At 70.1% G+C, this 13,099-nt stretch carries 12 protein-coding genes and 1 riboswitch; of the genes, 4 read left to right on the forward strand and 8 right to left on the reverse strand.

Annotated features, from left to right (window positions below):
- Positions 1-161: 161 nt before the first annotated feature.
- From OG303_RS10315 to OG303_RS10325, 3 genes are all read left to right on the forward strand, one after another.
- Positions 162-1,340 (forward strand): Glu/Leu/Phe/Val dehydrogenase dimerization domain-containing protein, encoded by a 1,179-nt coding sequence (locus tag OG303_RS10315; protein ID WP_405867084.1) that lies wholly within the window; start codon positions 162-164, stop codon positions 1,338-1,340.
- 229 nt (positions 1,341-1,569) lie between these two features.
- Positions 1,570-1,860, forward strand: coding sequence for a hypothetical protein (locus tag OG303_RS10320; protein ID WP_405867086.1), 291 nt, complete (start codon positions 1,570-1,572; stop codon positions 1,858-1,860).
- 45 nt (positions 1,861-1,905) lie between these two features.
- Positions 1,906-2,526 carry a TetR/AcrR family transcriptional regulator gene (locus tag OG303_RS10325; protein ID WP_405867088.1) on the forward strand — a complete coding sequence of 207 codons (621 nt, stop codon included), beginning with the start codon at positions 1,906-1,908 and terminating at the stop codon, positions 2,524-2,526.
- 74 nt (positions 2,527-2,600) lie between these two features.
- Here OG303_RS10325 and OG303_RS10330 read toward each other — a convergent pair whose 3' ends face one another.
- The 4 genes from OG303_RS10330 to OG303_RS10345 all read right to left on the reverse strand — a co-directional run bounded on the left by OG303_RS10330 (position 2,601) and on the right by OG303_RS10345 (position 7,925).
- Entirely contained in the window at positions 2,601-3,386 is a 786-nt protein-coding gene (locus OG303_RS10330; RefSeq protein WP_405877165.1) for an SGNH/GDSL hydrolase family protein, read from the reverse strand.
- 144 nt (positions 3,387-3,530) lie between these two features.
- Positions 3,531-4,244 carry a DUF6250 domain-containing protein gene (locus tag OG303_RS10335; RefSeq protein WP_405867090.1) on the reverse strand — a complete coding sequence of 238 codons (714 nt, stop codon included), beginning with the start codon at positions 4,242-4,244 and terminating at the stop codon, positions 3,531-3,533.
- A 172-nt stretch (positions 4,245-4,416) separates the two neighbouring features.
- Positions 4,417-5,340, reverse strand: coding sequence for a peptidoglycan DD-metalloendopeptidase family protein (locus OG303_RS10340; RefSeq protein ID WP_405867092.1), 924 nt, complete (start codon positions 5,338-5,340; stop codon positions 4,417-4,419).
- A 4-nt stretch (positions 5,341-5,344) separates the two neighbouring features.
- Positions 5,345-5,521: riboswitch (cyclic di-AMP (ydaO/yuaA leader) on the reverse strand.
- 325 nt (positions 5,522-5,846) lie between these two features.
- Entirely contained in the window at positions 5,847-7,925 is a 2,079-nt protein-coding gene (locus tag OG303_RS10345; protein WP_405867094.1) for an alpha-galactosidase, read from the reverse strand.
- 170 nt (positions 7,926-8,095) lie between these two features.
- On the opposite strand from OG303_RS10345, the gene OG303_RS10350 reads away from it, so the two are divergent.
- A complete protein-coding gene (locus OG303_RS10350) occupies positions 8,096-8,893 on the forward strand; it encodes a tyrosine-protein phosphatase (RefSeq protein ID WP_405867096.1) in 798 nt (265 codons plus the stop codon).
- 35 nt (positions 8,894-8,928) lie between these two features.
- Here the strand turns inward: OG303_RS10350 and OG303_RS10355 are convergent, their stop codons facing one another.
- The 4 genes from OG303_RS10355 to dxs form a co-directional block, all read right to left on the reverse strand.
- On the reverse strand, positions 8,929-9,063 hold the full coding sequence (locus OG303_RS10355; RefSeq protein WP_405867098.1) for a DUF6126 family protein: 135 nt from the start codon (positions 9,061-9,063) through the stop codon (positions 8,929-8,931).
- Positions 9,060-9,683 (reverse strand): helix-turn-helix domain-containing protein, encoded by a 624-nt coding sequence (locus OG303_RS10360; RefSeq protein WP_405867100.1) that lies wholly within the window; start codon positions 9,681-9,683, stop codon positions 9,060-9,062. Before OG303_RS10360 ends, OG303_RS10355 begins: the two co-directional genes overlap by 4 nt.
- Positions 9,684-9,756: 73 nt before the next feature.
- The gene (locus OG303_RS10365) at positions 9,757-11,142 is read right to left on the reverse strand and encodes an aspartate aminotransferase family protein (protein WP_405867102.1); all 1,386 of its coding nucleotides are present in this window, start codon (positions 11,140-11,142) and stop codon (positions 9,757-9,759) included.
- Positions 11,139-13,088 carry a 1-deoxy-D-xylulose-5-phosphate synthase gene (gene dxs, locus OG303_RS10370; RefSeq protein WP_405867104.1) on the reverse strand — a complete coding sequence of 650 codons (1,950 nt, stop codon included), beginning with the start codon at positions 13,086-13,088 and terminating at the stop codon, positions 11,139-11,141. The genes OG303_RS10365 and dxs overlap by 4 nt, the downstream gene beginning before the upstream one ends.
- Between the last annotated feature and the right edge of the window lie 11 nt (positions 13,089-13,099).

The following is a 13,099-nucleotide window of genomic DNA, read 5'->3' on the forward strand; positions in this document are numbered from 1 at the left end:
TCACAGGGTTGTGTGGACCGCCGTCCTGGCGTCCGTGCGGCATCCGGCCCTCGCACGCTCGATGATCCGTTCAGCACGTTGACAGGGAGTGCCTCCGATTCCGATACTGACTGACTATTCAGTAATTGCCCATCGGTGAGCACCCCCTGCGAGGAGATCGCATGACCGCCCCCCTGTTGTCGCTCACCTGGACCGATCACGTCACCGGCCGCCAGGGCTTCCTGGTGGTCGACCGGCTGGTGCGCGGCGTTTCCAGTGGCGGACTGCGCATGCGCGAGGGCTGCTCCCTGGACGAGGTCGCCGGGCTCGCCCGTGGCATGACCATGAAGGAGGCGCTGCACTACAACCCCGAGGGCCGTTACGTCCCCCTGGGCGGCGCCAAGGGCGGCATCGACTGCGATCCCCGGGACCCGGCGGCGTACGCGCTCCTGGTGCGCTACCTGCGCGCCATGAAGCCGTACATCGAGAGCTTCTGGACCACGGGAGAGGACCTCGGTCTCACCCAGGACCTGGTGGACCGGGCGGCCGCGGAGGCCGGGCTCGTGTCGTCCATCCAGGCCGTGTATCCGCTGCTCGACGACGAGGCGACGGCGCGGCGGCGGCTCGCGGACGCGTTCACGGTCGAGGTGGACGGCATCGGCCTGGACGAACTGGTCGGCGGCTGCGGGGTCGCCGAATCGGCGTTGGCGGCCCTGGACCGGGCGGACGTGCCGTACGCGGGGACGCGGGTCGCCGTGCAGGGTCTGGGCACGATGGGCGGGGCCACGGCACGCTTCCTCGCGCGCGCGGGGCTCACCGTCGTCGCCGTCGCCGACATCAAGGGCACGATCGCCAACCCGGCGGGCCTGGACGTCGAGGCGCTGCTCGCCGCGCGGGACGCCTACGGCACCGTGGACCGCGCGGCCCTGCGCCCCGGTGACCGTGAACTGCCGGGCGACGCCTGGCTGTCGGCCGATGCGGAGGTGCTCGTGCCGGCGGCGGTCTCGTACGCGATCGACACCGCCAACCAGGAGCGCGTCACCGCCCGCTGGATCGTCGAGGCGGCCAACATGCCCGTGCTGCCCGAGGCGGAGGAACTGCTGGCCGCGCGCGGGGTGACCGTGTTGCCCGACGTGGTCGTCAACTCCGGGACGAACGCCTGGTGGTGGTGGACCCTGTTCGGCGACATCGGCCCGGACGCGGACGCGGCGTTCGCGCACACCCGCCGCTCGATGCGCGCCCTGATCGAGCAGATGCTGGCCCGCGCGGAGGCCGACGGGACGACCCCGCGGGCGGCGGCACACGCCATCGTCGCGGACCGGCTGCCGGTGATCGCGGAACGCTTCGGCTGGTACCGGTGACGGCGGTTGGACAACCGAAGCCGGACGCCCTGTTCGCCCCGGGCTCAGTGGCCGTCGTGGGTGCCTCGCCGCACGCCGTGGTGCGAGACGCCGACTCGCCATGGCCTGCCGGGACTTGAGACGAAGGGGCGGCAACAGTCAGCAATGGCAGGACAAGAGGGGCGAGTGACCGGGGGACGGGCAGGCGGGTGCGTACAGGAGCAGGACGGTGCCGATATGGTCGGGCGCCATGACGGTCCAACTGTGTGTTCTGCTCTGGGCTCGGCCTGGTGCCGCCGAGGCGCTGGTCGCGTACGAGGACAAGGTCCTGGCGCTGCTCGGCGAGCATGGTGGCCGGATCGTGCAGCGCGCCCGGGCCGACGGCGCCGACGGCCGGCCGGACGAGATCCAGCTGATCGAGTTCGTCTCACAGGCGGGCTACGACGGCTTCATGGGCGACGAGCGGCGCACCGCTCTGTCCGGCGAGCGCGACGCGGCGATCGCGCGAACCGATCTCTACCCCGTGGAACTCGCCAAGTAGTGCCCTCACCCGGCACCATCAGCGGCGACGCAATAGGGTGACCGCGTGGCGAGAGTGCGGTTGAGCGTGGCCGAGCGGCGTGAGGAGTTGCTGCGGGCCGCCATCGAACAGATCGAGGCGCGGGGCGTGGCGGCGGTAAGGATCGCCGACGTCGCGTCGGCGCTCGGCGTGAGCAACGCGCTGGTGCTGTACCACTTCTCCACCAAGGAGAAGCTGGTCGCCGCCGCGTTCACCTTCGCGGCCGAGGACGACCTCGGGCAGCTGCGCAAACTGCTGGGCCGCCGCACGACGGCACTGCGGCGGCTGCGGTCGGCGGTGCGCTGGTACGCGCCGACGGGCACTGCCAAGGGCTGGCGCCTGTGGATCGAGGGCTGGGCGGCGGCGCTGCGCGAGCCCGCGCTGCAGGAGGTCACCCGCGACCTCGACAAGCAGTGGAAGGCGGCGATCGCCGAGGTCGTCGCGGAGGGCGTGGCCGCGGGCGAGTTCCGCTGCCCGGACCCGCACGGCGCGGCCCTGCGCCTGACGGCCCTGCTCGACGGCCTCGCCGTACAGATGACGTCGTACGCCGGCGCGGTGTCGCGCGCACGCGCGCAGGAATGGGTGGACGAGGCGCTGGCGCGGGAACTGGGGCTGGAGCGGGCCGCCTTGACGGCTTCGGAGCGCTGAGCCCCCGCTCGACGCGGGGGCTCATGCCATCAGAGCGCTCTCAACCCAACGAACGGCCCATCCTCCAGCGGCAGTCAAGCCACCGAAGAGATCCGCATCTTGATGTCGTCCGGCGACAGAGCGCCCTTCGCCGTGACGTGGTCCCCGGAGGACTCGCCCCGCAGCCGCCGTCCGATCCACGGCACCAGGTACTCGCGCGCCCAGTGCACATCGTCCCGGCGGACCTCGAGGGTGCCGCGCGGCGGGAGCGGTGGCCAGGGCTGGTCCGGGTCGGCCGGAACCTCCAGGCCGAGGACCTGTCCGGCGCGGAGCGCCACGCGCGTGTGCCCCTCGGGCGAGAGGTGGAGCCGGTCGCCGTCCCAGGCCCTGCGGTCCTGGACGGTCTTCAGGGACCACAGGTCGAGCACGGGACAGCCGTACCGGTCGGCGATGGCCCGGACATGACCGTTGTAGGTGGCGATCTTGCCGCGCAGGTGCTTGAGCACGGGGACGCCACGGGTGTCGAAGCCGGTCGTCACCATGACGGTGCCGACGGAATCGGTGAGCCGGACGAGCGCCCGCTCGAAGCGCTCGGCGACCTCGTCGGGGTCGGTTCCGGGCCGGATGATGTCGTTGCCGCCCGCACAGAAGGAGACCAGGTCCGGCGCCAGTTCGATGGCCTGCGGGACCTGGTCCTCCACGATCTGGTCGAGCAGCTTGCCGCGCACGGCGAGGTTGGTGTAGCCGAAGTCGCCCTCGGGTTGCCGGTCCGCGAGAAGCACCGCGAACCGGTCGGCCCAGCCGACGAACGCCCCGTCGGGGCCGGGGTCGCCAACGCCCTCGGTGAAGCTGTCCCCCACCGCAACGTACGACCCGATCACTGATCTGCTGTCACTCTTCGAATCGTCTGCCACGTCGGCCATGATTCACCTTCGAATGTGACCTACGCGACCGTAAGCAGGGGTTGACTGGCGGTGAGATAAGCCACTCCTAAAGTGTTCGCCAAGCCCGGAATAACTGTTCGATCAGCGCTGTTGAGCGGTCAACCGCCAGACCCTGAAGTCGGCGATCCGGAAGTGGCTCCACGTGGTCCGGAACGCGAAGTGCCCGTTCCTGTACGGCTCCGGGTCGCTGTAGTCGAAGACGAGCCGTCCGTTGTTCCACCAGCGGACCGTCGAGCCGTCGGAGACGATACGGACGCGGTTGGGCTCGTTCGCGACGAGCAGCGGCTCCGTGTAGTCGTAGATCAGCGGCCGGACCCCGGCCTGGCCGACGTAACGGCGCAGCCGGGTCGTGGTGTTGTAGTTGGCGCCGTAGCCCGCGTAGTAGGTCGTGAGGTAGTCGTACCCGTCCAGGGCCCCGTCCCGCGGGGTGGCGAAGAGGTCGTCCGGGGAGCGGGCGTCGGTGGCGTTCCAGAAGTTGTTGAGGTCGGAGACGCGGTCGTTGGCGCCGCCCTCGGAGACGGGCGTGGCGGTGTACTCGAGGACGTACGGCCCTTCGAGCCGCTCCCTGAACCAAACGGTGGCACCGCTCGGCACGTCGACCTCCAGGACCCCGCGGGACGCGGTGACCCTGCCACCGTCCTGGAGTTCGGTCACCCACTGGTGGAGGCCGTGACGGAAGTCGTCGTGGGCGACGAGGCGTCCGCGGCCGGACGCGTTCGCCGTCGCGGCGGGGGCGAGGGTCGCCAGGGCGGCACCGGCGGCCAGTGCTCCGAAAGCTCTGCGCGTGGTCGTCACGTCGGAGGACCCCTTCTGCGGTAGAAGCGCTAGAAAGCGCTTGCATCACGGACGGGGATCACTGTGCCGTCCGCACCCCGCGCTGTCGACACCCCGGACACACCGAAGGCCGGACCCGGGGATCGGGGTCCGGCCTTCGGCAGCGTGTCAGGCAGGTGGTTCTGAGGGGGCGTCAGCCGACGGCGACGCCCTTCGAGCGGAGGTAGGCGACCGGGTCCACGTCGGAGCCGTAGTCCGGCGTGGTGCGGATCTCGAAGTGCAGGTGCGGGCCGGTCACGTTGCCGGTCGCGCCGGAGAGGCCGATCTGCTGGCCCTCGGTCACGGTCTGGCCGGCCGAAACGGAGAGCTGGGAAAGGTGGCCGTACTGCGCGTAGTAGCCGTCGGCGAGCTTGATGACGACCTGGTTGCCGTACGCGCCGCCCCAGCCCGCGGAGACGACCGTGCCCGCGCCAACGGCCTTGAGGGACGTGCCGGTCGGGACCACGAAGTCCACGCCGGTGTGGTACCCGCTGGACCACATGCTGCCGGCCACGTGGTAGCCGGTGCCGATGGTGGCACCGGTCACCGGGAGGGTGAAGCCGGTGGAGTCGGAGGCCTGCGTGGCGGCCGTCTGGTTCGAGGAATTCGAGGAATTCGACGAAGCGGACGTCTTCGAGGCGGACGAAGAGGAAGGCGAGGACGAGGACTTGGCGGTGCTCGCCGGGGCCTTCTTGCCGATCGAGAGCTTCAGGCCCGGGTGGATCAGGGACGGGTCGTCGCCGACGGCCCGTCGATTGTCCGAGTAGAGCTTCTTCCAGCCGCCGGCGACGTGCTGCTCGTCGGCGATCTTCGCGAGGTAATCGCCTGCCCGCACCGAATAGGTCCGTGCACCCGCCTTGTTCGCGGCGCTCTTCTTCTCGGCGGCCGGAAGGGACTGGACGGTCTTTTCCGAAACCGACTGGGAAACGGACTGAGAAACGGACTGCGCTGTGCTGGCATGGGCGCCGGTAGCACCTATGAGTGGAAGAGCGAGTGCGGCGCCACCGGTTCCGGCGACGGCGATGGTGCGGGTGAAGCGCTGGGGCTTCGGGCGGCGGTGCTTACCCTTGGCGGGCATGGCGAATTCCTCTCCGGCGCCTACGAGGTGAGCTGTCGGGTGCGGGCTGGAGATGCCCGGCCGCGCTGCACGCGGCTTTACCCCTAGCCGTTCCGGAGACCGGAACAGGCGGTAAGTCCTGTGGGTCCCCCGCTCCTGCCGTTCACGGGTGAGTTGTGCGGATTCCGGGCGGCGGCAGGATTGGGCGTCCGTCCGGATTGGTGGCGAACGTAAGCGACCGGGACGCAAAGGGACAAGCGACGGTTCCCTATGAATCCGTTTCTGTAGATCCCCTGAGAAAATTCCCGGTCACCCTGCGTGAATTCCGAGGGCGCCGCCTCACCCAAATCCCCATGTAAAGCACGTGAATTACGTGGACATGACGGGCCACGCACGGTCACGAATATGACGCTCCTCACGCACCCTCACCCCAGGACTCCCTATTCCGGAGCGAGTTGGAGCGAAGGCATGCGAAGGCAACTGAACAGGACTGAATCCCAACCAAGATACCAATTCGGACAGAACACTCAGATGCGACGCAGGCGGAAAACTGCGGCGTCGAGGTCGCCACGCAATCCGGTACGCAGTCCGTGATGCAGCAGTACGGCACCTCTGTGAACTTCGCCCGTTTCACGGCATTCATACGAGGCTGTCGGGTCGAGGCCGCGCAGTCGCAGCGCCGGAACGGGTTCGCCGTAGCTCTGCGCCTGGAGCCAGGCGAGGACGACCGCCTCGTCCCCGCGCACGTACTGCACCGCACTCAGCCCGCCCCGCGGAGACCGCAGCCGATAGAGGTCCCCGTGCTGCACGAGCGGCCGGATCTCTTTGTAGAGCCCCACCCACCCACCGGCCTCGGCGAGCTCCTCCTCGGTCCACCGGGTGAGGTCCCCGCCGACCCCGAGCACGCCGGCCATGGCACTCACGAACCGGAAGCGCAGCGAGCTGACCCGGTCGTTGAGCTGGGTGTTGGGGCTGTCGGTGACCCAGGCGGCCATCACGCGCGCGGGGTGGATCTGGCTGAAGCCGTGCTGGATGGCGAGCCGGTCGAGCGGGTCGGTGTTGTCGGAGGTCCACACCTGGTCCGTACGGCTCAGGACGCCGAGGTCGATACGGCCGCCGCCGCCCGAGCAGGATTCGAAGGCGACGCCCGGGTGGGCCGCCCGCAGGCGGTCCAACAGCGCGTAGAACCCGCGGACATGGTCGACCCAGAGCCGCTGCGGGTAGGGCTCGCCGGGCCAGCCCGCGTCGGTGAAGCAGCGGTTGAAGTCCCACTTCACGTAGTCGATCGGGGCACTGGAAAGGAGCGCGTCGAGCTGCCCCCAGAGGTACTCCTGAACGTCCTCCCGGGCCAGGTTCAGTACGAGCTGATTACGGAACTCCGTCCGCTTTCGTCCCGATTGGAACTGCACCCAGTCGGGATGGGCGCGGTAGAGATCGCTGTCCGGATTGACCATCTCGGGCTCGACCCAGATGCCGAACTGCATGCCGAGGGCGTGCACATAGTCGGCGAGGGGCTTGAGGCCGTTCGGGAAGCGGTCCGGGTTGACCGTCCAGTCGCCGAGTCCGGCCCGGTCGCTGACGCGCTTCCCGAACCAGCCGTCGTCGACCACGAACAGCTCGACACCGATCGCCGCGGCCCGCCGGGCGAGCGTCCCCTGCTGCTCCTCGGAGATGTCGAACTCCGTGGCCTCCCAGGAGTTGAACAGCACCGGCCGGTCCCGGTCCGCGTCCGGGACGACGTACGCGCGCTGGTAGGCGTGCCAGGCGCGGCTCGCACCGCCGAAGCCGCCGTCGCTCCACAGGCCGGCGAAGACGGGGGTCGTGTACGACTCCCCCGCCTCCAGGCGCAGCAGCCCGGAGTCGTCGTATCCGGCACCGCCGGTGATCTGCACGCGCGCGTCCGGGAGTTGTGCCACCGCGATCCGCCAGGAACCCGACCAGCCGAGAGCGCAGCCGTAGACCTCGCCGCGCTCCTCGGTCGCGTCGGTGTCGAGCGCGACCCACGGCAGGTGCTGATGCCCGGTGTGGCCGCGACGGCTGCCGATGATCTTCTCACCGTAGGTGAGAGGGGACGCGGTCAGCCGGGACTCGGCGGCCCAGCGCCCGTGCAGCTGCGACAGCCGCCAGTCCTCCCGGTCGGGCAGCGTCCAGACGGCGGAGTCGGCCCGCAGCAGCTCCAGGGCGGACCCCTCGTTGTCGAGGGTCACCCAGCGTTCTACGACGTCGTGTCGCATCCGGTAGTGGAGCGTGACCGTCAGCCCGCCGTCACGGAAACGCAGGCGCAGCTCGCCGTCGTCCCCGCCCTCGACGTCGTACGCCTCGAAGTGCCACTCGGTGCCGCGCCGCTCGTCGGTGCGCACCGACAGGGCGGGCCGTGCGAAGCGGGGTCCGCCCTCGACCGGGTACTCCTCGCGCCCGTCGAGCGGGGCCTCGAAGGGCCGGTAGTCGGGCAGCGGGCGGACGGCGAGGGCCTCGGCGTCCGCGAGCGCGATCCGCGGCCCCCAGTGCAGGTGCAGGAGCTCGTCCGCCTCGGTGAGGTGGACGGCGTAACTGCTGGTCGTCCCGGAGAGGAGCCAGGTACGGCCGTTGTCGGAGATCTCCAGCATCAAGGCCTCACACATCCGAACAGGTGCGATCAATGACCAACATCATCAAGGGCCGTGGGGCCTGTCGGCAACGCCTGTGGACAACTCATTGCCCAAGGAATCCATGTCGTATCGTCGAGAGCGTGCCCGCCGACGAGCCGCGCCGGCGGGGCGGACTGGGAGGAGCCCCCGTGACGCAGCAGATCCCGTCGACCGAGCCCGAGCTGGCCGGAGTCCGCAACTTCCGCGATGTGGGTGGACTTCCGACCGTGGACGGACGGCGGGTGCGGCACGGAGTGCTGTTCCGCAGCGGCCACCTCGCACACGCGACCCAGGAGGACGCCGCCTTCCTCAGCTCCCTGGGGCTGCACACGATCTTCGACTTCCGCAACGCGGCCGACCAGAAGCTGGAAGGGCCCGACGTCGAGCTGCCGGGCGTGCGCAATGTGAACCTGCCCCTGAGCGACCCGGCGGACGGCTCCGAGTTCTGGAAGATGGTCCGCGACGGCGAGATCGACCAGCTGCGCGCGATCCTCGACGACGGCAAGGCCGCGAACCGCATGATCGTCTCGTACCGCACGATCATCAAAGAGCGCACCGGCGAGCACGCGCGCGTGCTGCGCTCGCTCGCCGACGACAGCGTGCCCGCACTGATGCACTGCGCGGCGGGCAAGGACCGCGCGGGCCTGTCCATAGCCGTGACGCTGCTCGCCCTGGGCGTCGAGCGCGAGGCGATCGTCGCGGACTACCTGGAGTCCAACGCCAAGCACCGCCGCTACAAGGTGCACCGCAGCAGCAGCTCCGCCGCCGGTTACTCCCCCGAGGTCATGGAACTGCTCAGCCCCCTCTTCGAGGCGCGCGCCGAGTATCTGACGGCGGCCTTCGAGACGATCGGGGAGACGTGGGGCGACGTCGACACCTACCTGGAGCAGGGACTGGGACTCGGCCCGGAGCTGCGCGAGAGCCTTCGCGAGCGGCTGCTCGACTGAGCCGGGGGCGGCTGCCGGAGCGGGCGCCGGGCCGCCTACTTCGCCCCCACCTCGAACAGCAGGTACATGAAGGCCGCGAAGAGGTGTCCGACGGCGATGTAGATGATCAGGCGCACCCACAGGGCGCGGGGGAACTTCTCTTCCATGTCGCTGTTGTCGCTGTTGCTCATGGCGTGCCTCCGGTGATCGGGCCCAGGCACAGCGTGGCCGTGGGGCTCTGCAGCAGGGTGTGGACGAAGAGGAGTTCGACGCCGTCGGGATCCTGGGCGGCGATCCGGTGCGGGGTCAGCGAGTCGAAGTGCGCGCTGTCGCCGGGGGCGAGCCGGTGCGTGGTGTCTCCGAGGCGCAGCCGCAGCCGCCCCTTGAGGACGTACAGCCACTCCTCGCCGGGGTGCACGCGCACGATGTCGCCCTGCGCTCCGTGCGGCACATGGACGCGCAGTGCCTGCATGCCGCGGCCGGAGGCGCCGGCCTGCCAGTAGGTCCAGCCGCCCGCGGCGGTCGGTTCCATGTCTGCGGCGCGTACGACGGCGTCCCGGTCGGCGACCGTCTCGCCGAGCAGCTCCGAGACGGTCGTACCGTAGACACGGGCGAGGGCGAGCAGCATAGGCAGCGAAGGCTGGCGCTGCCCGGTCTCGAGCCGGGAGAGGTGGGCCGGCGACAGCCCGGCGGCGCGGGCCGCGGCCTCCAGGGTGAGGGAGGCACGGCGGCGCAGCGCGCGGAGCTGGGGTGCGACGGCGGGCAGGTCCGGTCCGGCCTCTGGCTCGGACTCGGCTTCCGGGGAGCTCATACCTCCATTGAGCCGCAGCCTTGCCCCTGGGGCAATTTTCTTGCCTCAGAGGCAAAAGCCGCCGCTGTGGCGCCTACCGGTTGGCGACCGCCTGCTTCACCAGCGTCTTGCTGAAGTCCCACATCAGGCCGCCGCCGCTGTGCGCGTCGTCCATGACTGCCGTGAAGGCGTCGACGAACCGATCCACGTCCTGCTCCCCGATGATCAGCGGTGGGATCAGCTTGATCACCTCCAGGTGGTCGCCGGAGACCTGGGTGAGGATCCGGTGCCGCTGGAGCAGCGGTACGACGACCATCTGCGCGAACAGGCCCTTGCGCGCGGCCTGCAGCATGGTCCAACGGCTGCGCAACTTCAGCGACTTGGGCCTGCCGAACTCGATGCCGATCATCAGGCCCCGGCCGCGGACGTCGGCGAGCAGCTCGTACTTGTCGGTCAGCGCCGCGAGCCGGGACCTCAACTGCTCGCCGGTGGCACGGGCGTTGGCGACGACCTGCTCGTTCTCCATGACCGACAGCACGGCGAGGCCGGCCGCCATGGCCTGGGCGTTGGCCCCGAAGCTCGCCGAGTGGACCAGCACCCGGTCCATCGACGAGTAGACCTTCTTGAAGATCCAGTCCTTGCCGAGGGTGGCGCCGACGGGCACATAGCCGCCGGAGAGTGCCTTGGCCACACACACCAGGTCGGGTTCGACGCCGTCCTCGTGCTGGTAGGCGTAGAAGTCGCCGGTCCTGCCCAGGCCCGTCTGCACCTCGTCGGCGATGAGCAGGGCCTTGTGCTTGTGCAGGAGTTCCTGGGCTGCGCGGAGATAGCCGGGCGGGGCCTCGTGCACGCCCTTGCCCTGGATCGGCTCGACGATCAGGGCGGCGACGTCGCCCTTCTTCAACTCCCGCCCCAGGGCGTCGAGATCACCGAGCGGGACGGCGGTGTCCGGCAGCAGAGGGGCGAAGCCGTCCCGGAAGCCGTCCTCGCCGTTGACCGAGAGCGACCCGGTGGTCAGGCCGTGGAAGGCGTGGTCGCAGTACAGGATCCTGGGCTTCCCGGTGACGTACCGGGCGAACTTCAGCGCGGTCTCCACCGCCTCCGTACCGCTGTTGCCGAAGAACACGCGGTCCAGGTGCGGGCTGTGCGTGAGGAGCTTCTCGGCCAGCAGCCCGGGCAGCGGCTGGCAGTCGAAGCGGGTGAGGTCGGCGAGGCCGGCGTCGAGGACGTCGTGCAGCGCCTTGCGGACGACCGGGTGGTGGCGGCCCAGGCCCATCACCCCGAACCCGGCGAGCATGTCCAGGTAGTCGTTGCCGTCCGCGTCCCAGAAGTGGGCGCCCTCGGCGCGCTCGTAGACCTTGTCGAAGCCGATGGTGTGCAGCATGCGCGGGAGTTGGTGGTTCAGGTACTTCCCGTGCAGCTCGTAACGCTCGGATCCGCGCTCGGCCAGGAGAGCGCAGAGGTCGAACTCCTTGGTCATTCAGCCTTCTCCTTGACTGGCGCGGCCGCCTCGCTGCTCGCGGCCGCCTCCTTGACGGCCAGGGTGTCCTCGGCCTCCTTGACGGCGAGGCTCGCGCTGATCCGTCCGGCGACCTCCACCGGCGTGAGCCCGATGTCGGCGAGCACCTCCCCGCGCTTGGCGTGCGCGAGGAACTGCTCCGGGATGCCGAACCGCCGTACGGGGACGTCGACTTCGGCGTCACCGAGGGCCAGCGCCACCGCGGCGCCGACTCCGGACGCGCGGCTGTTGTCCTCGACGACGGCCACCAGACGGTGTTCGGCGGCGAGGCCCGGGAGCGCCGGGTCGACGGGCTTGACCCAGCGCGGGTCGACGACGGTGCACGAGATCCCGCGGGCCTCCAGCAGTTCGGCGGCCTGCAGACAGACGGGCGCCATCACGCCGACGGCGACGAGCAGCACGTCGGGCGTGTCCTGGCCCCGGTGCAGGACGTCGAGCCCGCCCACCCGGTCGATCGCCGGGACCTCCGGACCCACCGACTCCTTCGGGAAGCGGACCAGGGTCGGCGCGTCGTCGACGGCGACGGCCTCGCGCAGCTGGGCGCGCAGCTGGTCGGCGTCGCGGGGGGCGGCGATCCTGAGCCCGGGCACGACCTGAAGGATGGACATGTCCCACATGCCGTTGTGGGAGGGCCCGTCGACACCCGTGACGCCGGCCCGGTCCAGGACGAACGTGACCCCGCAGCGGTGCAGCGCCACGTCCATCAGGAGCTGGTCGAAGGCACGGTTGAGGAAGGTGGCGTAGACGGCGACGACCGGGTGCAGTCCGCCCGTCGCGAGCCCGGCCGCGGACACGGCCGCGTGCTGTTCGGCGATGCCGACGTCCCATACGCGGTCCGGGAAGCGTGCGGCGAACTTGCCGAGCCCGACCGGGTGCAGCATGGCCGCCGTGATCGCCACGACGTCCTCCCGTTCCTCCCCGATCGCGACGATCTCGTCGCCGAACACCGAGGTCCAGGAAGGGCCGTTGGACGGTGCGAGGGGCTCGCAGGTGAGCGGGTCCATCACGCCGACGGTGTGGAAGTGGTCCTCCTCGTGGGCGAGGGCGGGCTCGTAGCCGCGGCCCTTCTCGGTCAGGCAATGAATGAGCACCGGCCCGTGGAAGCGTTTCGCGCGCCGCAGCGCGGACTCGACGGCGCCGATGTCGTGCCCGTCGATCGGACCCACGTACTTCAGGCCCAGGTCCTCGAACATGCCCTGCGGGGCGAACGCGTCCTTGAAACCCTTCTTCGCGCCGTGCAGCGACTCGTAGACGGTGTGGCCGACGACGGGCGTGCGCAACAGCACGTCCTTGCCCCAGGCGAGCACCTTCTCGTAGCTGTCGGTGGTGCGCAGGGTGGCCAGGTGGTTCGCCAGGCCGCCGATGGTCGGCGCGTACGAGCGCTCGTTGTCGTTGACGACGATGATCAGCGGCCGGTCCTTGGCGGCCGCGATGTTGTTCAGTGCCTCCCAGGCCATGCCGCCGGTGAGCGCGCCGTCGCCGATGACCGCGACGACGTGCCCCTTCTCGCCCTGCACCTGGCGGGCCTTGGCTAGGCCGTCGGCCCAGCCGAGCGCCGTGGAGGCGTGGCTGTTCTCGACGATGTCGTGCTCGGACTCCTCGCGCGACGGGTAGCCGGACAGGCCGCCCTTGCCGCGCAGCTTGGAGAAGTCCTGACGACCTGTCAGCAGCTTGTGCACGTAGCTCTGGTGACCGGTGTCCCACACGATGCGGTCGACCGGCGACTCGAAGACCCGGTGGAGGGCGATGGAGAGTTCCACCACCCCCAGGTTCGGTCCGAGGTGTCCGCCGGTCCTGGCGACCGCGTGCACCAGGAACTCCCGGATCTCTTCGGAGAGTTCACCGAGTTCCGCCTCGGACAGCGCCTTCAGGTCGCGTGGTCCCCGGATGTTCTCCAGAATCGTCACGCTCGGGCCCC

The organism is Streptomyces sp. NBC_00005 (assembly GCF_045160215.1).
GTDB lineage: Bacteria > Actinomycetota > Actinomycetes > Streptomycetales > Streptomycetaceae > Streptomyces.